The 24647-nt window shown below is 56.2% G+C and carries 20 protein-coding genes, 1 tRNA gene, 1 pseudogene and 2 riboswitches; of the genes and pseudogenes, 16 read left to right on the forward strand and 6 right to left on the reverse strand.

Annotated elements, in window-relative coordinates; translation table 11 throughout:
- Positions 1–29 precede the first annotated feature (29 nt).
- Positions 30–1418 carry a S41 family peptidase gene (locus ABA45_RS15295; protein WP_048387557.1) on the forward strand — a complete coding sequence of 463 codons (1389 nt, stop codon included), beginning with the start codon at positions 30–32 and terminating at the stop codon, positions 1416–1418.
- Positions 1419–1482: 64 nt separating this feature from the next.
- The gene (locus tag ABA45_RS15300; RefSeq protein WP_157035561.1) at positions 1483–2328 is read left to right on the forward strand and encodes a divergent polysaccharide deacetylase family protein; all 846 of its coding nucleotides are present in this window, start codon (positions 1483–1485) and stop codon (positions 2326–2328) included.
- A 12-nt stretch (positions 2329–2340) separates the two neighbouring features.
- Here the strand turns inward: ABA45_RS15300 and hisF are convergent, their stop codons facing one another.
- The 5 genes from hisF to ABA45_RS15325 form a co-directional block, all read right to left on the reverse strand.
- Positions 2341–3114: an imidazole glycerol phosphate synthase subunit HisF gene (gene hisF / locus ABA45_RS15305; protein WP_048387558.1), complete on the reverse strand. Its 774-nt coding sequence runs from the start codon at positions 3112–3114 to the stop codon at positions 2341–2343.
- Between the two features lie 55 nt (positions 3115–3169).
- Entirely contained in the window at positions 3170–3907 is a 738-nt protein-coding gene (gene hisA, locus ABA45_RS15310) for a 1-(5-phosphoribosyl)-5-[(5-phosphoribosylamino)methylideneamino]imidazole-4-carboxamide isomerase (RefSeq protein WP_048387559.1), read from the reverse strand.
- Between the two features lie 148 nt (positions 3908–4055).
- Positions 4056–4694: an imidazole glycerol phosphate synthase subunit HisH gene (hisH, locus tag ABA45_RS15315; RefSeq protein WP_014872507.1), complete on the reverse strand. Its 639-nt coding sequence runs from the start codon at positions 4692–4694 to the stop codon at positions 4056–4058.
- 45 nt (positions 4695–4739) lie between these two features.
- Positions 4740–5333 (reverse strand): imidazoleglycerol-phosphate dehydratase HisB, encoded by a 594-nt coding sequence (gene hisB / locus ABA45_RS15320; protein WP_014872508.1) that lies wholly within the window; start codon positions 5331–5333, stop codon positions 4740–4742.
- A gap of 138 nt (positions 5334–5471) precedes the next feature.
- Positions 5472–5936: an SRPBCC family protein gene (locus tag ABA45_RS15325; RefSeq protein WP_048387561.1), complete on the reverse strand. Its 465-nt coding sequence runs from the start codon at positions 5934–5936 to the stop codon at positions 5472–5474.
- Between the two features lie 187 nt (positions 5937–6123).
- On the opposite strand from ABA45_RS15325, the gene ABA45_RS15330 reads away from it, so the two are divergent.
- From ABA45_RS15330 to ABA45_RS15370, 10 genes and pseudogenes are all read left to right on the forward strand, one after another.
- Positions 6124–8304, forward strand: a complete 2181-nt coding sequence (locus ABA45_RS15330; RefSeq protein WP_048387563.1) for an AsmA family protein — start codon at positions 6124–6126, stop codon at positions 8302–8304.
- Entirely contained in the window at positions 8304–9365 is a 1062-nt protein-coding gene (gene mutY, locus ABA45_RS15335; RefSeq protein WP_048387570.1) for an A/G-specific adenine glycosylase, read from the forward strand. Before ABA45_RS15330 ends, mutY begins: the two co-directional genes overlap by 1 nt.
- Positions 9366–9446: 81 nt before the next feature.
- Positions 9447–9719, forward strand: a complete 273-nt coding sequence (locus tag ABA45_RS15340) for an oxidative damage protection protein (protein WP_048387575.1) — start codon at positions 9447–9449, stop codon at positions 9717–9719.
- Positions 9720–9838: 119 nt separating this feature from the next.
- Positions 9839–9914: transfer RNA gene (locus ABA45_RS15345), tRNA-Phe, on the forward strand.
- 62 nt (positions 9915–9976) lie between these two features.
- A pseudogene (locus ABA45_RS19505) lies at positions 9977–10452 on the forward strand (IS3 family transposase); the annotation flags it as partial.
- Between the two features lie 553 nt (positions 10453–11005).
- Positions 11006–11111, forward strand: a riboswitch (guanidine-I (ykkC/yxkD leader).
- Between the two features lie 51 nt (positions 11112–11162).
- Entirely contained in the window at positions 11163–11897 is a 735-nt protein-coding gene (locus ABA45_RS15350) for an urea amidolyase associated protein UAAP1 (protein ID WP_084708366.1), read from the forward strand.
- 17 nt (positions 11898–11914) lie between these two features.
- Positions 11915–12553: an urea amidolyase associated protein UAAP2 gene (locus tag ABA45_RS15355; RefSeq protein ID WP_048387577.1), complete on the forward strand. Its 639-nt coding sequence runs from the start codon at positions 11915–11917 to the stop codon at positions 12551–12553.
- Complete coding sequence (uca, locus tag ABA45_RS15360; RefSeq protein WP_048387579.1) at positions 12544–16170, forward strand: urea carboxylase; 3627 nt, start codon at positions 12544–12546, stop codon at positions 16168–16170. The genes ABA45_RS15355 and uca overlap by 10 nt, the downstream gene beginning before the upstream one ends.
- Before the next feature lie 81 nt (positions 16171–16251).
- Positions 16252–17319 carry a putative urea ABC transporter substrate-binding protein gene (locus tag ABA45_RS15365; RefSeq protein WP_048387581.1) on the forward strand — a complete coding sequence of 356 codons (1068 nt, stop codon included), beginning with the start codon at positions 16252–16254 and terminating at the stop codon, positions 17317–17319.
- A gap of 108 nt (positions 17320–17427) precedes the next feature.
- The gene (locus ABA45_RS15370; protein WP_048387583.1) at positions 17428–18039 is read left to right on the forward strand and encodes a TetR family transcriptional regulator; all 612 of its coding nucleotides are present in this window, start codon (positions 17428–17430) and stop codon (positions 18037–18039) included.
- 3 nt (positions 18040–18042) lie between these two features.
- Here the strand turns inward: ABA45_RS15370 and glnT are convergent, their stop codons facing one another.
- A complete protein-coding gene (gene glnT, locus ABA45_RS15375) occupies positions 18043–19401 on the reverse strand; it encodes a type III glutamate--ammonia ligase (RefSeq protein ID WP_048387586.1) in 1359 nt (452 codons plus the stop codon).
- A 158-nt stretch (positions 19402–19559) separates the two neighbouring features.
- Between glnT and ABA45_RS15380 the strand changes: the two genes are divergently transcribed.
- From ABA45_RS15380 to atzF, 4 genes are all read left to right on the forward strand, one after another.
- Positions 19560–20591 (forward strand): alpha/beta fold hydrolase, encoded by a 1032-nt coding sequence (locus ABA45_RS15380; RefSeq protein WP_048387590.1) that lies wholly within the window; start codon positions 19560–19562, stop codon positions 20589–20591.
- A 206-nt stretch (positions 20592–20797) separates the two neighbouring features.
- A riboswitch (guanidine-I (ykkC/yxkD leader) is annotated at positions 20798–20911 on the forward strand.
- A gap of 66 nt (positions 20912–20977) precedes the next feature.
- Positions 20978–21793 (forward strand): ABC transporter permease, encoded by an 816-nt coding sequence (locus tag ABA45_RS15385; RefSeq protein WP_048387592.1) that lies wholly within the window; start codon positions 20978–20980, stop codon positions 21791–21793.
- Complete coding sequence (locus ABA45_RS15390) at positions 21793–22578, forward strand: ABC transporter ATP-binding protein (protein WP_048387594.1); 786 nt, start codon at positions 21793–21795, stop codon at positions 22576–22578. The genes ABA45_RS15385 and ABA45_RS15390 overlap by 1 nt, the downstream gene beginning before the upstream one ends.
- Positions 22579–22585: 7 nt before the next feature.
- Entirely contained in the window at positions 22586–24379 is a 1794-nt protein-coding gene (gene atzF / locus ABA45_RS15395; protein ID WP_048387596.1) for an allophanate hydrolase, read from the forward strand.
- The last annotated feature ends 268 nt before the right edge of the window (positions 24380–24647 follow it).

Below are 24647 nucleotides of genomic sequence, written 5' to 3' on the forward strand. Positions count from 1 at the left end.
AACCAGCGGAATAAATACAGGATAAGTGAATGAAACTTGCCCAACGCACTCGTCATGCTTTACCGATGCAGGCCCTCGTCATGGCCTCCTGTTTTGCCGCTTCCGGTTGGGCTTTCGCGCAGCAGACGCCGACCAGCACAATAGCCGATGCTCACGCAGGCATCGACATGCCTGCCGAGCGCGAGCTGCTGCCGCTGGACGACCTGCGTAAATTTACCGCTGTGTTCAGTCGCATCAAAGACGCTTACGTGGAGGAAGTGACAGACAGCCAGCTGCTTGAAAGCGCCATAAAAGGCATGCTGTCAGAGCTCGACCCGCATTCCACTTATCTGGCTCCAAAAGATTACGAAGACCTGGAAGAAAGCACCAGCGGTGCCTTCGGTGGTTTGGGCATCGAAGTGGGCATGGAAAACGGCTTTGTTAAGGTTATTACCCCCATAGATGATACCCCTGCGCAAAAGGCCGGCGTGCGGTCTGGCGACGTCATCATAAAACTGGGTGAGCAACCGGTAAAAGGCATGTCGCTGCAAGACGCGGTAGAACTGATGCGCGGCGAACCCGGCAGCATTCTGCAACTGACGATTATCCGCGACGGCGAAACAGGGCCGCTGGTCATTCCGGTAGAGCGTGCCATCATCAAGGTCACCAGCGTGAAATCCCGTATGCTGGATGACGGTTACGGCTATGTCCGCATCACCCAATTCCAGGCCCAAACCGGCAGCCAGTTCCGCGACGCCCTGACGGCCCTGAAAAAAGACGCCGGTGGTGCGCTTAAAGGTGTCGTTCTGGACGTACGCAATAACCCGGGCGGCGTACTACAGGCCGCAGTAGACACTGTTGACGCTGTGCTCAACGAAGGCCTGGTGGTCTATACCGAAGGCCGCATTCAGAGCTCACGTATGCGCTTCAGCGCCACAGAAGGCGACATATTGGCAGACACGCCCATGGTAGTTCTGATCAACGGCGGTTCCGCGTCTGCATCCGAAATCGTCGCTGGCGCCTTGCAGGACCATCGCCGCGCCGTGGTAATGGGCACCCAGTCATTTGGCAAAGGCAGCGTGCAAACTGTGATTCCGCTGGATGAAACCCACGCCATAAAAATGACCACAGCCCGCTACTACACCCCAGACGGCCGCTCCATTCAGGCCACCGGCATAAAACCGGATATCGAAGTAAAACCGGCAGAGCTGAAAGAACTGGAGGTCCAGCCGATGTTTACTGAAGCTGATTTAAGCGGTCATCTGGAAGGCAAGAACGAAGCAGAAAACCGTAAAAACCAAGCTCAGGATGTACGCGATAGCGCCAAGAAATCCGCTGAAGCGGTTCTGGATCGTGACTACCAGTTGCGCTCAGCACTGAACCTGCTGAAGGGGCTGAACATCATCAGCCGCGCCGGCACGTCCAGCACTCAGCAATAAGTTGCTTTGCGTGAGGCACTTTTCAAGAAGCGCTTTCCATGGGGCACGCCCCAAGAAGCACTTTGTGACACCGCGGCTATCGAATACTCCGATTCGCATATTGCTGGCCATGCTTCTGGGCATGGTCAGCAATATAGTGCTGGCCGGGCCACCACCCACTATCGCCATCATCATTGATGACATGGGCCACGACCGGCTGGAAGGGGAGCGCCTGGCGCGTCTGGAACAGCCCATCACACTGTCGTTTCTGCCTTACCGCCGCCATACCGTAGAGCTGGCCAAACTGTCACACAGCCTGAATAAGGAAATTATGCTGCACGCGCCCATGGCCAATACCCAGCATTTCGGCTTGGGGCCAGGCGGCTTGTCTGAAAATATGAATCAAGCCCAAATTACCCGCACATTGCGGCGGGCTTTGCAGTCGGTGCCTCACGTTCAGGGTGTCAATAACCACATGGGCAGCTTGCTAACGCAGCGACTGCAACCCATGGACTGGGTGATGACAGAACTGGACCAGTACCCGCTGTACTTCGTTGATAGCCGCACCATCGCAAGCTCGATAGCCGGTGATGTAGCCCGTGCCCACGGCATCCCCAGCTTGACCCGCGATGTGTTTCTGGACCACGAACAAACCGAAGAATTTGTTGACCGGCAATTCAAACTGTTGATTCAACGTGCGCGGCAACAGGGCACGGCCATCGCCATCGGCCACCCTCACAAGATCACCGTAGATTATCTGGAAAAGCACCTACCCCTGCTGGATGAGCAAGGTATTGCAATAGCAACTGTCAGCGGCATTTGGGCCATTCGCAATGACAACAGAACCATGTTTGCAAACGAAAAAAAGCAGGCCATAGTGCCTGCTTACGCGAGAAAACCGGAATCGAACAACAGCGCTGCCCAATTGTAATTGCTTGGCAGGCTAATCCCGCACTTCAATCCCCTGAGCTTTCATAAATGCTTTTGCCTCTGGAATGGTGTGCTCGCCGAAGTGGAATATCGACGCCGCCAGAACCGCATCTGCGCCACCAATGGTTACGCCATCGGCCAGATGCTGTAACTCGCCGACCCCACCAGACGCAATCACCGGTACCGTTACGGCATCGCTGATGGCGCGGGTAAGGCCCAGATCAAAGCCGATTTTGGTGCCGTCGCGGTCCATACTGGTTAGGAGCAATTCGCCCGCACCCAGCGCTACCATTCTCTGCGCCCATTCCACCGCATCCAAACCTGTTGGCTTGCGGCCACCGTGGGTAAAAATCTCCCACTTTGGCTCTTCGCCCTCGACACTCACCCGCTTCGCATCAATCGCCACCACAATGCACTGACTGCCAAAACGCTCGGCCGCGGTTCTTACAAATTCAGGATCAAACACCGCCGCGGTATTGATGGCCACCTTATCGGCACCCGCATTCAGCAGTTTGCGAATGTCTTCCACCGTGCGCACACCGCCGCCGACGGTCAAGGGAATAAACACTTCTGACGCCATTCGCTCTACCGTTTCATAGGTGGTGTCACGGCTTTCGTGGCTGGCGGTAATATCCAGAAAGGTAATTTCATCGGCACCCTGCTCGTTGTAACGGCGGGCCACTTCCACCGGGTCGCCAGCGTCGCGGATATCGACAAAATTCACGCCTTTCACTACCCTGCCCTTGTCTACATCCAGACAGGGAATAATGCGCTTGGCCAATGCCATGGAAATGCTCCGTACAGTCAAGGTCTTGAAGGTGATGAATCAGAAGGTCAGGCGTTCAGGCGTTCAGGCTGTCACAATAAGCCTGCGCTTCGGCTACATCCAGAGTGCCTTCATAAATCGCACGGCCGGTGATGGCGCCCAGGATACCCTGATCGGCCACAGCGCCCAGGCGTTTTAAATCGTCCATATTGGTCACGCCGCCAGAAGCGATCACCGGTATACCGCAAGCCTTGGCCAGCGCTGCGGTGGCTTCTACGTTTACGCCCTGCATCATGCCGTCGCGGGCAATGTCGGTGTACACAATAGAGTCTACGCCGTCGTTCGCAAAACGCTGGGCCAGATCGGTTGCCATAACCTCAGATACTTCGGCCCAGCCATCGGTGGCCACGCGGCCGTCTTTGGCGTCCAGGCCCACAATAATATGGCCGCGGAAACGTTTGCACATTTCGGTCACAAATTCGGGTTCCTTCACCGCTTTGGTGCCAATAATCACCCACTGCACACCGGCCTGCAGGTAGCTTTCAATAATCTCTGCGGAGCGGATACCACCCCCAATCTGAATCGGTAAATCAGGATACTTGCGCGCGATCGCCTTCACAATTTCACCGTTAACCGGCTCACCGGCAAACGCACCGTTCAAATCCACTAGGTGAAGGCGCCGCGCACCAGCCTCTACCCAGCGGGTTGCCATATCAACCGGATCGCCGCCGAACACGGTGGAATCGTCCATCCGGCCCTGGCGCAGGCGTACACATTTGCCGTCTTTCAGATCGATAGCGGGGATAATCAGCATAGCGTTTGTTTGTCCTGATTTTCAGTAATGACGTCGTTGTTGTGCCGTAGTTCGGTGTTGCGGTCTTTGCCCCGAACTCTCGTTCATGAACACGCCGTGAAGGAGGCTACGGGGCAAAGCCAGACTGAATTGGGCGTTTCCAGCCTAACTAACTTCCGTTCCAGCTCACAAAGTTCTTCAACAGCTGCAGGCCTGCATCAGCACTCTTTTCCGGGTGGAACTGCACCGCAAAAATATTGCCTTTGGCGACCGCCGCCGCAAGGTCAACACCGTAACGGGTGCGGCCGGCAATGTCGGCGTTACCTTCAGCTTCGGCGTAATAACTGTGCACAAAATAAAAGCGCTCATCATCAGCGATTTTGTGCCACATGGGGTGATCTTGTACCTGTTGCACCTGGTTCCAGCCCATGTGCGGCACTTTCAGTCGTTTGCCGTTTTCGGTCAGCTTATGGCCGAAAAAGCGAACGTGGGCGGGGAATACGTCAATGCAGTCAACTCCGCCGTTCTCTTCGCTGTCGGACATCAGCGCCTGCATGCCTACGCACACACCCAGCAGTGGGCGATCACGGGATACTTCTTTCACCAGTTCATCCACGCCCAGCCGACGAATTTCCGCCATGCAATCGCGAATTGCGCCAACGCCGGGAAATATCACCCGGTCGGCGCTGCGAATAAGGTCGGCGTTGTCGGTCACCAGCACCCGGGTATCCGGGGCTACGTGTTCTACGGCTTTGCTCACGGAATGCAGGTTGCCCATGCCGTAATCAATGATGGCAACGGTCTTCATAAATTCATCAGTCCAACAGTTGGAAACAGTTGCGGGCGCCTCGGATCAGAGCGTGCCTTTGGTGGAAGGCATAATACCAGCCATGCGGTCATCCAGCTCAATGGCCATGCGCAAAGCGCGGCCAAATGCTTTAAACACCGTTTCAATTTGGTGGTGGGTATTTTTGCCCTTCAGGTTGTCAATATGCAGGGTAATCAGCGCATGGTTCACAAAGCCCTGGAAAAACTCGGCGAACAGGTCAACGTCAAAGCCACCAACGGTTGCCCGGATGAAAGGAACATCCATGTGCAGGCCGGGGCGACCGGACAGGTCCAGCACTACCCGAGACAAAGCTTCGTCCAGCGGCACGTAGGCGTGGCCGTAGCGGCGGATGCCTTTTTTGTCGCCCACAGCTTTAGCGAACGCCTGGCCCATGGTAATGCCCACATCTTCTACGGTGTGGTGATCGTCAATATGCAAGTCGCCATCACACACGACATCCAGGTCCACCATGCCGTGGCGGGCAATCTGATCCATCATGTGGTCCAGAAACGGCACGCCGGTCTGGAAGTTGGTTTTACCGGTGCCATCAAGATTTACTTCAACACTGATCTGGGTTTCAAGGGTATTGCGTTCTACCCGAGCCTTGCGTTCGGCCATGTGAACTCCGTAACTAACTGTTTAAAATCGATTTTAAAAGTTTCCGGCATCATCAACGCCAATTAATAATCAACTTGAGTATACCGCTTATTCATACCGGAGTCCTGCCGGTGGATTCATCGCAACCATTGCTCTGCGCTATGCAAACACTTTCTTCAGATTGCGCATGTACTGGTCTACCAGCGAGTTAAACTCGTGCTTGATGACCGGACTAATGGCCAGCTTAAGCAGGCTGGGCAGTGGCAACGTCAATTTCGCATTGGTCTTGAACTTCAGAGTGGACATCGTATCGCCCTTGGCGGTTATAACCCAAGACCCGCTCACTACGCCATTGCCCTGGCCCGCAACAGGCTCCCAGCGAATGGTGCCGGCATCGCGGTCAGACACATAATGGCAGGCGTATGCCGTTTGGATCGAGTACTTGTCGACACCTACCTTCTCCATTTCCCAGAGGTAGCTATTATTGCCCAAGTCAGTCAACTTATGCACTTTCGGAAAGTGGCCGACCGACCGGGGCACATCCGCCAGCAGGTCAAACACCTCATCGTAACTGCCGTCAATTTCCAGTTCGCGGCTGAGCTCTATTGATACGTTTATCGCCATTGCCAACTCCTTGTTGTGATTATTAGAGACTCTTCTTGTCGTTTTTAAAGATTACGATCGCCAAAGAAATACCGTGGTATTTTGGCCTAACGCCGCGGCATTGTCATACACTCACGCTGTTAATTTACCAATCCTGCGTTATCCTTCACACCATCGCACATTGATCTGAACGAACAGGACGCACCCAATGAAAGCACTACGTTACCTGCTCATTACTATTGTGGCACTGATTTTACTGGCCGTAGCGGCAGTAGCCATCGCCATGCTGGTGATCGATCCCAATACTTACAAGCCGCAAATTGAGCAGGCCGTAGAAAAGCAAACCAATCTCGACCTAACTCTAGACGGCGACATCAGCTGGTCGTTCATTCCCATCGGCCTGGAGCTGAATAACGTTGAAGCCAAACTTGACGGCGAACGCTTTATTGCGCTCGAACGCTTGGTCGCAGAAATCGATTTCTGGTCATTGTTAGCCATGTCGCCCCAAGTGAACAACTTTGTGCTGGACGGGCTGGATGCACATCTGAGCGTTAACAAAAAAGGCGAGGCTAACTGGACCCGCATAATACCGGAGAAAGACGCACAGCAAGCTGCCTCCAGCGAGCCGGCTCCGGACGCGACTGCTTCAGAAACAGCGAGTGAGAGCTCGTCAGAACCGCTGAATTTCAACGTCAGCAACGTCGAAATCGCCAATGCCCGGGTGCACTACACCGACGCCACCACCGGCCAGGAAATTACTCTGGAAGATTTCACTCTAGGCGCCAGCAACATCACTTTGGGTTCCGAGTTTCCATTAGACATCAGCTTCCGGGTAGAAACCACCGAGCCGCAAATGAGCGTAAAAGGCAGCATTGCAGCCCGCCTGTTGGCCAACCAGGCCTTAGATGCATTTAGCGCATCGGGCCTGGACGCAAGCTTCGACATAAAAGGCGATGCATTCGCCGGTAAAACCGTCACCGCTAAAATCAGCGGATCACTGGCCGCCAACCTGGCTAACGAAACCGCGAATCTCAAAGACATCAGCTTCAGCTTTGCCAACCTAAGCGCCAACACCAATCTGACTGTAGAAGGCTTTGGCGACAAGCCAAAATTGGCCGGTAACATCGCCATCAACGAATTTTCTCTGAAAAAACTGCTGGAGAATCTGGGCCAACCCGCTATTGAAACCAGTGACGGCAACGTGCTCACCGCCCTGGCCTTCAGTACTAACATTGGCGGAGCAGCTGGCAAGCCAGAGCTAACCAATTTAGCCCTGAAACTGGATGACACCACGTTCGATGGTTCAGGCAGTTATAACCTGGCCAGCTCCGCCCTTGTTTTTCGCTTGACCGGTGACGCACTGAACGCCGATCGCTACCTGCCGCCACCATCGGACACCCCGGCGACTGCAAGCAGCACTGGCTCTAATTCTGGCACTGGCACTAGCACTGCGTCAGCCCAGGCAGACCCGGACTCGCAATTGCTGCCTTTGGACACTCTGCGCGCGCTGTTATTAGACATAGATTTGGGGTTGAACAAGCTAACCGTCAGTAATCTCCAGATCAATGAGATAAAAGCCAGCGCCCTGGCCAAAAACGGCGTGCTGGAAATCGACGAATTCAGCGGCAAACTCTACTACGGCAGCTTTAATACCACTGCCACCATTGACGCCCGCTCTAACACTCCGAAATGGAGCATAAACACCAACGTGGCAGACGTACAAACACTGCCACTACTGAATGACCTGGCGGAAGTAGACATGCTCTCTGGCGGAGCAAACCTCAAAATAAACGCCAAATCCACCGGCAACACCATGTCCGCTTTGCGCGGTAACGCCGATGGCAAAATTACCTTTAACCTGGCAGAAGGCGAGTTCCGCCGCATGAACTTGACCCGCCTGGCATGTCAGGGCATTGCGCTGGTCAATCAGGAAACCCTGGGCACGACCGACTGGGGCACCGCTACACCGTTTAATGACATGCGCGGTACCCTGGACATTAACGGTAACACGCTGAACAACACCGAACTGCTGGCATCGCTTGCCGGCATGCAGCTGGAAGGCCAAGGCAACGTGGACATGCAGCAAACCCTTGTGGACTACGAACTCGGTCTGCGTATTGTGGGTGAAATCCACCGTGACCCAGCCTGCCGGGTAACCGACATTGTACGGAACGTGGTTATACCCCTCGAGTGCCGCGGCAACCTGAGCGATGACCCAGCAGGGCTTTGCTCCTTCGACGGTTCGCGCTTCCGCGACAGCCTGCAAGACATCGCCAAAAATGCAGCCAAGGCCAAAGCAGAAGAAAAAATAAAAGAGAAACTGCAGGAAAAACTGGGTGAAGCCGCCGGTGACAAAGTAAAAGACGCGCTCAAAGGGTTCTTTAACTGATGACTGATAGCTTTGCCCCAGCCCTGTTGAACTGGTTTGATGAACACGGCAGGCACAACCTGCCGTGGCACCACAACCGCACCGCATACCGGGTGTGGGTGTCAGAAATTATGCTGCAACAAACCCAGGTCGCCACGGTTATACCTTACTACCAGGCGTTTATGCATCGCTTTCCAGACGTTCACTCACTGGCGTTAGCACCGACAGACGACGTGCTCAGCCACTGGTCCGGCCTGGGTTATTACGCCCGCGCCCGCAACCTGCAAAAAGCCGCGCAAGCCGTGGTGAAAGAACACAACGGCGAATTCCCCCGCGACCAGCAGCAATTGGAAGCCCTGAGCGGCATCGGCCGTTCAACCGCCGCCGCCATTCTGGCGCAATCCTACGATATAAAAGCCGCCATACTAGACGGCAACGTCAAGCGGGTACTGGCGCGCTATCACGCTATAACAGGCTGGCCAGGACAAACTGCTGTATTACAGAAACTTTGGCAATTCGCCGAACAGCATACGCCCAACGACCGTATTCGCGATTATACCCAAGCCATTATGGACCTGGGCGCCCTAGTATGTACCCGCAGCCGCCCAAGCTGTGAACGCTGCCCGGTGCAGCAAACCTGCCTGGCCTACGCCAATAATGAAACCACACTGTATCCCGGCTCGAAACCGAAAAAAACCAAGCCCGAAAAAACCACCTGGATGCTAATACTGGAAGACAGCGAAGGCCGCATACTGCTTCAGCGCCGGCCACCCAGTGGCATCTGGGGCGGCCTATGGAGCCTGCCAGAGCTTGACCCAGCATTGGGCGAAGACGAACTACAGCAGGCCTGCGAACAACAGCTAGGCCTAAGCTGTGGTGATCCACAACGCATCAGCGGTTTTCGTCACACCTTTAGCCATTACCACCTGCATATACAGCCAGCGCGAATGAGCGCCGAACCCAAGAACCGCGTTGCCGACGACAATCACCGCTGGCTGCACCGTGATCAAGCATTGAGCCTGGGCTTGCCAGCACCCATACGCACACTGCTGACAGACCCCGAACAGACCACGCTGCTGTAGCAACCCAGCAACCTTATTGCTGATACAATGCGTGAAATCTGAGTTGCCTCTTCATATCCCAAAATACCCACAGGAGCCCCCATGAGCCGTAACATTTTCTGCCGCAAGCACCAAAAAGAAATGGAAGGTCTAAACAACCCGCCCATGCCCGGCGCCCGTGGCCAAGACATCTACGACAACATCTCCAAAGCCGCCTGGGACGAATGGCAAAGCCAGCAGACCATGCTGATTAATGAAAAGCACCTGAGCCTGATGGACCCGAGCACCCGCAAATACTTACAGGCGCAGATGGCACACTTCTTTAACAACGAACCCTTCGACAAAGCCGAAGGCTACGTACCACCTGAGAAGTAACCCCTAAACGCGGCGTAACGGGCAGCACTGAAAACTTTAACAAATTTTCAAAAGCCCTCTTGACTCAGTGCAGCCAAACCGGTTTAATAGCGCCCCGTTGCAGAGCAGTATTGCAGCATGCCCGGATAGCTCAGTCGGTAGAGCAGAGGATTGAAAATCCTCGTGTCGGTGGTTCGATTCCGCCTCCGGGCACCATTAGATTCAACGACTTAGCCCGCTTAATTGCGGGCTTTTTCGTTTCTGGGTTTCAAATGTAAATGACGCTCTGTAACAGTGAGGCTTTTGCCCGCCTGCGCCGAGTCAGATTGTGCCGTGCCTAGCCGATCAGGGCCGTTATATCTGCTCTGAAAGCAGCTTTTACCGGGTGCTGCGTGCTGCCCATCAGCAATACCGTCGGGGCCGCAGTTTACCGCATCATCGGCATCCGATGCCGACCACCCATGTCACCCGCAAGCCCAATCAGGTCCGGTCTTGGGGCATCATCTACTTGCCCTTGCCAGTGCGTGGCCAACATTACTATCCGTACCTGATCAAGGATATTTACAGTCGCAAAGCCGTTGGATGGGAAGTTCACCTCGCCGAGTCTGGCGACGAGGCGGCGACCTTGCTGGCCAAGATGTATGACTTGGGCATCACGCCACCGTGGTCTGGACGCCGGGATCCTGGGATGGCGTCATTCGCCGTGTCAGCGGGGTCGATCTTACGGACCAAGTACCCGCTTTGTTCAAGGTGGCGACGCAAATCATTGATGAATTGCTTTTTGATTTGTAGTTAGTCGGCGAGTTCAGTAGGGCGCTGTCCATCGAGTGTGGGATGCCGGCAAAGATTTGCTCGCATACCCATTGCCAGATGACGCTGTTGGCTGAAGTTCGGTGCCGGGAAAAAAGGGAACGCATTTATTGAATTGGCACCGGGGTCTGCTTGTGGCTAAAGATTGCCTTAACCCCTGGCGTTAAGAGTGATTGCTTTTGCAATACTTGCCACATAACGCCCAGCTTAATTGGGTTGTTGCAAAGTGCTTGACCACTCCATTTTTAATTTCCTGTGCCTGATATCGGTGAAGTGTCGATCAGAAGCGTTATTTCTGAGACATTTTGCACCAGCTTCAGCCAAGCGCACCACATTGACGCATAATAGCCGCATGCCTTCACCCTTCTTTTTACCGAACTCGGGTAAATTTCATTTATTTCAGCACTATAGAATCATCGGCATGGAGATTGCTTTGGTTTGAGCATGCTGCGAGAAGCGGGTTACAAACACCAATTATCAACGCGAAAAAATCTGACAAAGAGGTCAACTAGGGTTCCGATCTGTTGTTAACAGCACAGGTGACTGGTCCGAGAGTTGACGGCCTTTTCCAAGGCTACACGGCGGGACAAAAGCCCGGGAGAATCGTTCAGTGACTGACGCCTCTCGTTTTTTTTCCAACCAAGCTAAGAGAAAATGGCCATGCTCGAAACAGCAACCCCTCTCTACGACGATCTAATTCCCGGCGGATCCCACTGGTCCTTCATTGTGCGCCGCGGCCATGTACTGCGCCTGATTGACGAAACCGGCGGTGCCAGCGTCGGCATGTTGATGTACAACCCCGAGAACCCTCTCGAACGGTACAACATGCCGGACACCCTGAAGAACCAGCACACCTTTCTGCTTACCCAGGGCCATGTCCTGTTCTCTGATATGGGCCGCGTCTTTGCTTCCATTATTCGCGACGATCTGGGCTGGCACGACACGGTCAGCGGCACCTGCAATGCCGATATGGTTGAGCAGCGCTGGGGCAAAAAGACCTATCAGGAAGCCCATAACCATCATCATCGCAACGGTTTTAGCAGCTTTCTGAACGAACTGGCCAAATACGGTCTCGGCAAAAAAGACCTGACCGCCAATCTGAACTGGTTCAGTAAAGTGAAGACCGATGATGGCGGCAATATGGCCTATGTCAGCGATCACTCCTACGCTGGCGCCACCGTGGACCTGAGGTTTGAGATGGACACCATCGTGGTGTTGCACACCTGCCCGCATCCGCTCGATACCGCGCCCGAGTACCCGAGCCACCCTCTGCGCTATCAGCTTTTCAAAGCGGCACCCGTCACCGATGCCGATCCTTGCAAGAACTCGTCGCCGGAGGCCACCCGCGCCTTCGCCAATACCGCCCTGTATCACATGATGCAGTCCTGATCGCGAGGAGGCCGACCATGATTAAAAAGAGCGCACTGAACCCAGAGAACGCCATTTTTCGCGAGACAGTACCCGCGGGCGAGTATTTCCTGAAAGTTGTGAAGGCAGGTGAAACCGTTCAAATTCTGGACCTAGAAGGCAATCAGGCTGCAGATACACTGTTTTACAACGCCCACAACCCGACCGAGCGCTACAGCGCGGTGGACACCATCCGTGAGCAGGGCAATGTGTATCTAACCGCCGGTTCCAAATTGATGTCCTCCGAAAACAACGTGATGCTGGAGATTACCGCTGATACCTGTGGACGCCACGACACCCTGGGCGGTGCCTGCTCAGCGGAAAGCAACACCACCCGCTACGCCCTGGAAAAGAAATGTATGCACGCCTGCCGCGACAGTTGGCTGGTGGCGGTTACCGAGCACGAAGAGCTGGGCATGACCAAGCGGGATATTACCCACAACATCAACTTTTTCATGAACGTGCCGGTCACCGCTGAAGGTGGCCTCACGTTTGAAGACGGCATTTCCGACGCCGGCAAGTACGTCGAACTAAAGGCCGAGATGGATGTGCTGGTGATGATTTCCAACTGCCCTCAGCTGAACAATCCCTGTAACGCCTACAACCCGACGCCCATTGAGGTGCTGGTATGGAGCTGAACGAGGCGTTAGACAAGGTTCTGATCGCTAACAGGGGCGCCATTGCCTGCCGAATCATCCGCACCCTGCGGGCCATGGGTATCACCTCGGTGGCGGTGTATGCCGAGGCTGACGCTGACTCGCTGCACGTACGCCAGGCCGACGAGTCGTATTCGTTAGGTGAAGGCTCGGCTGCGGCCACCTATCTGGATCAGAACAAACTGTTCGAAGTGATTGGCAAGAGCGGCGCCGGGGCCATCCATCCGGGCTACGGCTTTCTCAGTGAGAACGCCGACTTTGCCCGCCGCTGCGAAGCGAAAGGCGTGGTGTTCCTCGGGCCTACGCCGGGGCAGATGGAGGAATTCGGCCTCAAGCACACCGCTCGCGCCCTGGCCGAGGCCGCCGGCGTGCCACTGTTACCCGGCACAGGGCTGCTCGCCAGCCTGGACGATGCCTTGGCGGCAGCCGATACCATCGGTTACCCGGTGATGCTCAAAAGCACGGCCGGCGGCGGCGGCATCGGTATGTCACGCTGCTACAGCGCGGAAGATCTGAGCAAAAGCTTCGAGTCGGTTCAGCGTCTAAGCCAGAACAACTTCAGTAACAGCAGCGTGTTTCTGGAAAAATTCGTAGAATACGCCCGCCACATTGAAGTGCAGTTGTTCGGTGACGGACAAGGGAAGGTAATCACTCTTGGCGAACGGGACTGCTCGGCCCAGCGCCGTAACCAGAAAGTGATTGAAGAGGCGCCAGCACCAGGCCTGACCGAGGACGTGCGTACCCGCATGCACGCCACTGCCCGCCAGCTTGGCGAAAGCATCGGCTATCGAAGCGCCGGCACGGTGGAGTTTATCTACGACCCGGACACCAACGAGTTCTACTTTCTGGAGGTAAATACCCGCTTACAGGTAGAACACGGCGTCACCGAGCAGGTTTACGGCGTGGACCTGGTGCGCTGGATGGTGGAACTGGGCGCTGGTTCCCTGCCGGATCTTGCAGAACTGGGCGCTAATCTCAAGGCTTCCGGCCATGCCATTCAGGCCCGGATTTATGCGGAGGATCCCAACAAGGACTTTCAGCCCGGTGCCGGCCTGCTGACCAACGTGGCCTGGCCCGAAGAGGATGGCCTGCGAATCGACACCTGGATCCAGCCGGGCACCGAGGTGTCTCCGCTGTTCGACCCCATGCTGGCCAAGGTCATCGTGCACGAAAGGGATCGTGAATCGGCCCGCAAACGGCTGATACAGGCTCTTGATCAGAGTCAGTTGTATGGCATTGAAACCAACATGAAGTATGTTGGACAGGTGCTGGACGACCCGCGATTTGTGGAGGGCCGTCTGTTTACCCGCACCCTGAGCGAATTCGATTACCGGCCATCCACTGTGGATGTTCTCAGCGGCGGCACCATGACCACAATTCAGGATTACCCGGGCCGTATCGGCTACTGGGAAATCGGCGTTCCACCGTCCGGTCCGTTCGACAGCTATTCCTTCCGTCTGGGGAATCGACTGCTGGGCAACCTGGAGGGAGCACCGGGACTGGAAGTCACCCTCAAGGGGCCTGTACTCACCTTCAACCGCGCCACCCAGATTGCCCTGACCGGTGCAGCGCTCGAGGCCAGGCTCAATGACGAGCCGGTCAATTTCTGGCAAATCATTGATGTACCCGCCGGCGCCACTCTGAAACTCGGCGCCACCACCGCCGATGGCGCTCGGGCCTATGTGCTGTTCCGGGGAGGCCTGAACTGCCCCGAATACCTCACTTCCTGCAGCACCTTTACTCTTGGACAATTTGGCGGCCACTGCGGCCGCGCCCTTCGAGCCGGCGACGTACTTGCCTTAGGCCAAGCGGAGCCTGTAGGTCCCGCTACCCTGCCAACGGACCTGAAGCCGTCTATTGGCAAGACCTGGAAACTCCACGTCACCTATGGCCCCCACGGCGCACCGGACTACTTCACTGGCCAGGACATCGACACGTTCTTTGCCAGCGAATGGGAGATTCACTACAACTCCAGCCGCACAGGCGTGAGGCTGATCGGCCCGAAACCGGAGTGGGCACGCAGCGATGGCGGCGAGGCCGGCATGCACCCCTCCAACATCCACGATAACGCCTATGCGGTGGGTACCGTGGACTTCACCGGTGACATGCCGGTTATTCTAGGCCCTGACGGCCCCAGCCTGGGTGGTTTCGTGTGCCCGGCAACCGTGATCAGCGCCGATCTCTGGAAACTGGGGCAACTCAAGGCGGGTGACAAGGTGCAGTTTGTACCCGTCAGCCAGGATCAGGCGGTGGCCCTGCGGGAAGCGCTGGACGAGTCAGTGGCCACACTGACGGCGGTAACTACCCATATCACGCCCATCAAACCAGACACTCCGATCCTCGATTCACTGAGCACCAGCGACCATGAAGCCGGTGTGGTTTACCGGGCCGCCGGCGACAACTATGTGCTGGTGGAATACGGGCCCATGGAGCTGGATATCCGGCTACGGTTCCGGGCCCACGCGCTTATGCTCTGGCTGCGGGAGCAGAATCACCCGGCCATTCTGGAGTTGACCCCCGGCATCCGCTCCCTGCAGGTGCACTACAACAGCCAGAAACTGAACCAGCGAACGCTGTTAGACCTGCTGATCCGTGCGGAGCAGGAACTTGAAAAACAACCGGAATGGGATGTCCCCGCCCGCATCGTGCACCTGCCCCTGTCCTGGGATGACAAGGCCTGCCAGACCGCCATCGCAAAATACATGCAGTCGGTACGCAAGGACGCACCCTGGTGCCCGAGCAACCTGGAATTCATTCGCCGCATTAACGGGCTGGAGAGCATCGACGAGGTTAAAAAGACCCTCTTTGAGGCCACTTACCTGGTGATGGGACTGGGCGATGTCTACCTGGGCGCCCCGGTAGCCACACCGCTGGATCCGCGCCATAGGCTGGTGACGACCAAATACAATCCGGCCCGCACCTGGACGGCAGAAAACTCCGTGGGCATCGGCGGTGCCTACCTGTGCATTTACGGCATGGAAGGCCCTGGCGGCTACCAGTTTGTGGGTCGCACCTTACAGATGTGGAACCGCTATCGCACCACCGAGTTCTTTGAGGAGGGTAAGCCCTGGCTGCTGCGGTTCTTCGACCAGGTGCGTTTCTATGAGGTCAGTGCGGAAGAGTTGCAACAGATCCGGCGGGACTTCCCAAATGGTGACTACCCGATCCGGGTCGAGGAAACCCGCTTCAATCTGGGGGATTACGAGAACTTCCTGGCGGATAACGACGACGAAATCCGTGAGTTCACTGGCAAGCGTCAGCAGGCCTTTGATGAGGAGCTACAACGCTGGATCGAATCTGGCCAGATTAACTTCAGTTCCGAGGCACCGGAAGAAGACACCGGCGAAGACAACATCGCAAATCTGCCCCACGGCCAGCACGCCGTGGAAAGCCACATAGCAGGCAACCTCTGGGAGTGCCTGGTTAAGCCCGGCGACATCATTGAGGCACAACGCCCGGTGGCGATTATCGAATCCATGAAAATGGAAATCGAATTGCTAAGCCCGGTCAGCGGTCGCGTAGTCGATGTGCGCCGGGAAGCGGGTCAGGCGGTTTCACCGGGCACACCGGTGGTGATCGTGGAAGAAACAACTGAGTGATGCCATCAACTCAAGCACTGCGTGACAACAGACTTAGAACACAAACCCTGAAAACACGGGCAAGGCCCGAGGAGATACACCATGAAAAAACGTGATTTCAGCAAGCGTCTTGCGGCCGGTCTGTTAACAGCCGGTTTGTCTATGGGCGCCCTCGCCCAGGAGAAAGACTCCTTCAGTATCGCCTGGACCATCTACGCCGGCTGGGTGCCCTGGCAGTATGCCGAAGACAGCGGCATCATGAAAAAGTGGGCAGACAAGTACAACATCGACGTCGATATCGTACAAATCAACGACTACATCGAATCCATCAACCAGTTCACTGCCGGACAGTTTGACGGCGTGGTCGCCACCAGTATGGACGGCCTGTCCATTCCGGCCGCCTCCGGTGTCGATACCACCGCACTGATTGTGGGTGACTACTCCAATGGCAACGACGGCCTGGTGTCCAAGGACGCCAAGACCATCGGCGAGCTGCAAGGCGAAACCGTGCACCTGGTGGAACTGTCTGTATCCCATTACCTGCTGGTTCGCGCCCTGAACACTGTCGGGCTGGAAGAGCGTGACATCAGCGTAGTCAACATTTCCGACGCGGACCTGCTCTCTGCGTTCCAGACCGACGACGTTCGCCACGTGGCAACCTGGAACCCGCTTTTGGCGGAAGTGGAAGCCTTTCCGGGGACCACCAAACTGTTCGACTCCAGTGCGATTCCGGGCCATATCAAGGATCTGACTCTGGTGAACACCGAGACTCTGGCCGACAATCCGAAGCTGGGCAAGGCACTGGTTGGCGCCTGGTATGAAACCATGAGCATTCTGGCGTCCGACAGCGAGGAAGGTCAGGAAGCCCGCGCGATGTTGGGCGAGCTGTCCGGTACCGATCAGGTAGGCTATGAAGCCCAGCTGGCCGGTATGAAGATGTTCTGGGTGCCGCAGATGTCGGTGGACTTCATTAACAGCAAGGAAGCCCACGAGGCGATGGACAGTGTTCGTCAGTTCTCTTTTGAAAAGGGGCTGCTGGGCCAGGGTGCCATGAGCCCGGACTTTGTGGGTATCGAGTTTCCGGACGGTTCGGTGATGGGCGATGAAGGCAATGTGAAGCTACGCTTTGACGATAGCTACATGCAGATGGCGGCAGACGGCGAGCTTTAAGCAAGTTCGGGCTTGCCTGATTGAAAACCGAAGGGCACGATGTTCGTGCCCTTTTTTGTTGGCTTGGAAATAGGTTTGTGTACAGTTAACCGGAGAGAATTAATACCCATGCGCCGTACCAAGGAAGATGCCGAAAAAACCCGCCAGACGGTTCTCGAAGCCGCGTTAACGCTCTTTAGCCGCGATGGTTACTCGCTTACTACGCTCAGCCGTATCGCCAAAGAAGCCGGCTGCAGTCGCGGGCCGATTTACTGGCATTTTCAAACCAAAGATGACCTATACGAGGCGGTGCTGACTTATTCCCAAGAGCCGCTTGAGGGACTGGTTGCTGAGTGCACTGGCATGCGGGAAACACCGGTAGAGGCTATGGATCATTTTGTTGAGCGGTGGCTAGGGTTGCTGGCAAATAACAGGAAATACCGCCAGTCGTTCGAGATTCTGTTGAACAAAACGGAGCTGACGGATGCGATGAGTCGCACACTGAAGCGGGAGCGAGCGCTGACGGACTCTATTATTTCACTGTTTCAGGATCTCGTTGCGCAAGCTGTGGAACGTGGTTCAATTGCAGCAGACGAAGACCCGAAAGGCCTCGGACTGCTGAGTTATACCTACCTGATGGGCATTACCCAGACTTGGCTGTTTTCACCAAAGCTGTTTTCTTTAAAGGAAGAAACGCCGTTTTTTCAACGGCGATTCTGGGCATTGCTGGGCAGGAAATAACGATCAGAACATCTTCAGGTAGCGGTCTACTTCCCAGGACGACACATGGTTCTGGTAACTCTCCCACTCCCCTTTCTTGTACTCGATAAAGCTGTTGAACATGGCTTCGCCGAAGACTTCTTTCGCCAGCGGATCTGCTGCGAATGCCTCCACGGCCTCTCCCAGATTCCTTGGCAGATACTCGATGCCCTGCGCTGCAATTTCTGCGTCGCTGTAGTTGTACATGTTCTCGTGGTGAGGATCGCCGGCATCGAGGCCCTCGCGGATACCTTCCAGGCCCGCCGCCAGGATGAGGGCACTTCCGAGGTAGGGGTTGCAGGCGATATCCGCTGCACGGCACTCAATGCGGCCACCCATGCTGGGAATACGGATCATGTTGGTACGGTTGTTGGGGCCGTAGCACATGAACACCGGTGCCCAGGTCGAGCCCGACATGCTTCCCTGGCGCACCAGGCGCTTGTAGCTGTTGACCGTGGGGGCGATGACGGCGGTGATTGCGGCGCCGTGCTTCAGCACGCCGGCGATAAAGTGGTAGGCGATTTTGCTGATACCACAGTTATGCAGGTCGTCATTCTTGGGTTCGAACAGGTTCTCGCCGGTTTTGATGTCGGCCAGCGACATATTGTAGTGAGCACCGCTGCCAGTCCGGTCGGCGAAGGGTTTGGGCATGAAGCTCGCGAAGGCGCCGTGTTTGCGGGCGATTTCGTTGGCCATCATGCGGAAGAACACCAGGCGATCGGCCATGGTCAGGCCATCAGCGTACTTGAAGTCGGTTTCGAACTGGCCGTTGGCGTCTTCATGGTCGAACGAATACACATCCCAGCCCAACTCGTTCATGGCGTCCACCAGCTCGTCCAGAATGGGCAGGTTATCCATCAGAGTGCGCGGGTCGTAGCAGGGCTTGCCAAGGTTGTCGCGATCACTCAACGGAGCAAAGCCGCCGCCCTCGGTGTCCCGGAACAGGAAAAACTCGGTTTCGATACCCAGATTGAAGCGGTAGCCCATATCTTCGGCGACACTTAACTGGCGCCGGAAAATATTGCGCGAGCAGGCTTCAAACGGCTCGCCATTGAGGTAAAGATTTCCGGGAAACCAGGCCAGCTTCCGGTTCCAGGGGCAAATGGCGAGGCCCTCTGCATCCGGCATGGCGGCCACTTCGTCGTCAGAGATGTCCTGGGGAACACCATCCAGAGCGGCACCGGTATAAAGCTCGGAGCCTTTCATCATTTGGCCAAGATGGGCCACAGGCACAAACTTGCCCTTGGTAATGCCATGGATGTCCACGTAACTGGCAATGGCGTATTTGACGCCCGCATCCGCCAGCTTCTTCTTAAGGGCCTGGGTATTGATCAGGTCATTCATGGTATTTCCTCTCTTCAGCCCGGCAAGGCGAGCCGTCGGTTTATGTTCTGGCATGTTTCTTTCTTGATTTTAACCATTCAATATACATGCCATAGTGTATGTAAAAAAAGAAATCCAAGTTGAACAGGCCGCAAAACGCCCCGAGGGAGAGAACTAAAATGACTGTAAAGCAATGGCTTACAGAGGATTTTGAGGCGGGCGACTTACCCCTTTACTGTGGTGAAACGCTGCGCTCGGCACGCCTCCACTATCACCAGATTGGGGAGCTGAATGCACCAAAAGACAACCTGATACTGCTGCCCACGTACTACGGTGGTGCAGCCACCGGCAACCATCCCTGGGTTGGCCGCAACAGCCCCCTTGATCCGGATGAATACTGCATAGTGATTCCTTCACTGCTTGGCGCCGGTGAGTCTTCGTCTCCGTCAAACACACCCGGAGAACAGGCAGGCCCGGGCTTTCCGACAGTCAGTCTCTACGACAATGTGATGTTGCAGAAACGGCTGGTGGACGAGGTATTTGGCGGCGCCAGTATTGCCTTGGTGATGGGCTGGTCTATGGGCGGAATGCAGGCGCTTCAGTGGGGTTGCCTGTTTCCGCAGCAGGTACGCTCCGTGCTGGCCACCTGTTGTACCGCACGCTGTTACCCCCACAATCAGGTCTTTCTGGAGGGCGTCAAAGCCGCCCTGACCTGTGACCAAAACTTTCAGGGTGGCCACTACCAGAATCCACCTGAGCACGGGCTCAAGGCCTTTGGCCGAGTGTACGCTGGCTGGGCCTATTCCCAGGCCTTCTTCCGCCATGAACTCTGGCGAAGCCTCGGGTTCAATTCCATTGAAGCTCTGCTGCAATTCTGGGAACAGGACCACCTGACTCAGGACGCCAACAATCTGCTGACTGTTCTGGACACCTGGCAACGGGGCAATATCAGTGACAATCCGGTGTTTAAGGGCAATTACAACTCAGCCCTTAACGCGATCACCATGCCCACGCGGGTGATGCCGAGTACCACAGATCTCTATTTCACCGCCGAGGATGCCAGGCAGGATGCCCATCAAATGCCGGGGGCCGCGTTTGACGCACTAACTTCTGACTGGGGACATATTGCCGGTGGTGCCGGGCGAGAACCACAGAGCCACCAGAAAATTCTGGCGGCGGCCCAATCTCTGTTGCCGGAAATAGAGCCATGACAGTGCAGCTGAACGCACAATGCACAAAAATAGAGCAAGCCTCTATCCATCATTTACACCAGGCCGCACCGAATATACCGTTTTCACGAAGCTGGCACGCCATCTGCAACAATTCGGGTAGATGGTTTTGATAAACCTGATCCGTTGACAGCATCGTTCACAGCGCCCTTCACGAAAGGGCAAGCCACGCTTCGAAACAGACGGATACAATGGGTGACTAGGGTTCCGGTCCGGGCGAATCTGCAACAGCAGCCCGGATGGCTGGTCCGAGAGTTACCGACCTCTGGGAGGTTACACGGCGGGACAAAAGCCCGGGAGACTGAATCGCAAGTGATGCTGTTACCCGCGATGATTGTGCCGTGTTGTCTAACCAGAGGAGAAAACGTATGCGACTGATCAACCGCCACCCGGGGCGGGTTTCGGCCACCCTGTTAGGCCTGCTGCCCTTCCTGTTGATCATGCTGATCTACAGCCTGGCCTCCCAGGAGCGCCTGGCGGACAACCCCAACGACAAACTGCTGCCCGGCTCTGAACAAATGATGGCCGCGGTTGATCGCATGGCGTTTCAGGAAGACCGTCGCAGTGGTGATTACCTGATGTGGCAAGACACCGCCGCAAGCCTCCAGCGTTTGGGCTTAGGTGTCGGTATTGCCGCGTCGCTGGCGCTGGTGGTGGGGTTGATCAACGGGGTTCTGCCCCTGATAAGAGCAAGCCTTGCGCCTCTGGTGTCGACACTCTCGATGGTGCCACCGCTCGCGATATTGCCCATCCTGTTTATCGTGTTTGGTCTTGGCGAACTCTCCAAAGTCATGCTTATCGTCATTGGCACCGCGCCCATCATGATGCGGGATGTGGCTCAGCGAGTCCGGGAACTCCCCGGTGAGCAACTGATCAAAATTCAAACCCTGGGCGCCAACTCCTGGCAAGTCATTACCCGCATGGTGTTGCCTCAGATTCTACCCCGCCTGATCGATGCGGTTCGGCTCAGCCTGGGCCCGGCCTGGCTATTCCTGATTGCGGCGGAGGCCATAGCGTCCACCGAAGGACTGGGCTACCGCATCTTCCTGGTAAGACGCTACCTGGCGATGGATGTCATATTGCCCTACGTCATCTGGATTACCATTCTCGCCATCGTTATCGACCAGTGTCTGGGCTTAGCCAACCGCAAACTGTTCCCTTGGTACAATGCGGGAGGCCACTGATGAGTTTCATTACCGTCAAAAATCTTTGGAAACAGTACGGCGATCAAATCGTGCTGGAAAACCTCAACTTGAGTGTAAGTCAGGGCGAGTTCTGCACGTTGGTAGGTGCATCCGGCTGCGGCAAGTCCACCTTCTTGAAAATGCTTCTGGGCCAGGAAACATCAAGCCAGGGCAAGCTGTTGCTTGAGGGCAACACCTTTCCCAGAGAACCGGACCGTAACCGCGGCGTCGTGTTCCAACGCTATTCGGTGTTTCCGCACCTGACTGTGCGCCAGAACGTGCTGCTGGGGCTGGAGCTGGAGCAGCGACCCTTCCTGGGCAAACTGTTCGGGTCAGCACGCCGGGAAGCATTAAAAGAAGTCGACGCCATGCTGGAGTCTGTGGGGCTGGCCCATGCCGCCAACAAATGGCCCCACGAACTGTCCGGTGGCATGCAGCAACGCCTGGCCATTGCCCAATCCTTTGTCATGAAACCCCGAATTCTGCTGCTGGATGAGCCCTTCGGTGCGCTGGATCCAGGCATCCGTGGCGACATGCATGAACTGATTCTCAAACTCTGGCGCGATACCGGCACCACCATCTTCATGGTGACCCACGACCTTTACGAAGGTTTTCATCTTGGCACTCGCCTGCTGGTGTTCGACAAGGTCCGTAACGATCCGCAACAACCGGAAGCCTTCGGCGCCACCATCACTTACGACCTGCCGATCGGTCAGAACGACCGGAAGATCTATAAATCCATTGAAACCTCCGTGTCGAAGACGGCCCGGAGCCTGTCAGCATGAGAACCCCATGAAGACCACAATCAATCTTGACATTCCGTCATTGTTACAGGCCTACCGCAGCGGCAACCTCACACCCGCCACAGTGGTGTCCCACTTGCTGCAACGGGCGGCGGAGTTCAGCGACCATAACGCCTGGATATTCCTGGCCAGCGAAGAGGACTTGGCCCCCTACCTCGAACGCCTGCAGCAGACCAGCCCGGATGAGCTGCCTCTGTATGGCATACCGTTTGCCGTGAAAGACAACATTGACGTGGCTGGCATGCCCACCACCGCAGCCTGTGAGGCCTATCGCTATCACCCGGAACGGCACGCTGCCGTAGTCGAGGCCCTGGTTAGCGCCGGTGCTATTCCATTAGGCAAGACCAACCTCGATCAGTTTGCCACCGGGTTGGTGGGTACACGCTCACCGGAACCCTGGGGAGCCTGCCATAACAGTTTCAATACCGACTATATTTCCGGCGGGTCGTCTTCCGGTTCCGCCGTTGCCACCGCCCTGGGGCTAGTCAGCTTTGCCTTAGGCACGGATACCGCCGGTTCCGGCCGGGTACCCGCAGCATTCAATAACCTGATCGGGCTAAAACCCACACTGGGAAGACTAAGCGTGCGCGGCGTAGTGCCCGCCTGTCAGAGCCTGGACTGTGTCGCCATCTTCGCCCGTACCGCCGGCCAGGCCCAAAGCGTACTGTCTGTCGCTTCCGAAACCGACCTCGACGACCCTTGGCAGCGCGAACCCCCCACCGGGAACCGCCCTCTGCCGGAACATTTTCGCTTTGGTATACCGGCAGATGAGCAGCTGGATTTTGATGGCGATAAGGGCGCCCGGGCGCTGTTTGCCGAGTCCATTCGCCAACTGGAATCCCTGGGTGGCGAAAGGGTCACGGTGGATTTCCAACCCTTCCTGGATGCCGCCAGACTGCTGTACGAAGGCCCTTGGGTGGCGGAACGCTACCTCGCCACCAGCCCGCTGATCCAGGAACAACCAAACGCCCTGCTTGCGGTAACCCGTGGCGTTATCAGTCAAGGCGCTGATGGCTCCGCTACCGATGCATTTCAAGCCCAGTACCGACTGAAGGCATTGAAACATAGGGCGGACAGGGTATGGGAGCAGGTCGACGTTATGCTAACTCCGACTACCCCGACCATCTACACCATCGATCAGTTGAAACAAGAACCGGTGGCCCACAACAGTCGCTTGGGCACTTACACCAACTTCATGAACCTGCTGGACTACAGCGCCATCTCGGTGCCGTCCGGGTTCCTCGATACCGGGCTGCCGCTGGGCTGCACATTGTTCATGCCAGCCTTCCAAGACGAGGCCCTGTTGGCTCTGGCCAGCCGCCTACACCCCCTGACAAGCGACACCGTTGGCGCGCTCGAAGATACCCTGGTCAGTCCGGCACTGACGGCCACAGTCGGCACAATAGAGGTACTGGTGTGCGGCGCCCACCTCACCGGGCTGCCCCTGAACCATCAGCTCACCAGCCGCAACGCGGTGTTGTCGGAAACCACCGAAACAGCCAGTTGCTACCGCATGTACCTGCTGGCAGGTGGGCCGCCATTGCGCCCTGGCATGTTCCGTGATGAAACTAGCGGCATCAGTCTGCCAGTGGAAATCTGGCGGGTACCGGAGGATCAGTTCGGCAGTTTTGTGGCGGGCATTCCAGCGCCCCTTGGTATCGGCAAAGTAGAACTGGCGAATGGTCGATGGGTGTCAGGCTTTATCTGCGAGCCCATAGGGCTGGAAGGCGCCGACGAAATCACACACTTGGGTGGTTGGCGAGGTTTTCTTGAATCCTGCTAGTTAGTGGCATCGCCGAAAAATGACGTGCCAATAGACTTTCTCCAAAGGCCGATGCCAGCAGGAGAGTGCCCCGGAAGGTGAAGCACCTCAAACGCTGAGTTGCTGAGCAAGTTTGGTCATCACGCCTGTCAGGCTGGCTGCGGCAAGCGGAGGTCGGTGGTGAAGTTCCGGCTCAGGAACCAGTAAACGATGGTCTGGTTGTCCGACTCGCCGTTAGCGAAACTGAGAAACATTAACGACAGGTAGTGACTGTAACGCACTGTGCCCA

Source organism: Marinobacter psychrophilus (genome assembly GCF_001043175.1).
Classification (GTDB): domain Bacteria; phylum Pseudomonadota; class Gammaproteobacteria; order Pseudomonadales; family Oleiphilaceae; genus Marinobacter; species Marinobacter psychrophilus.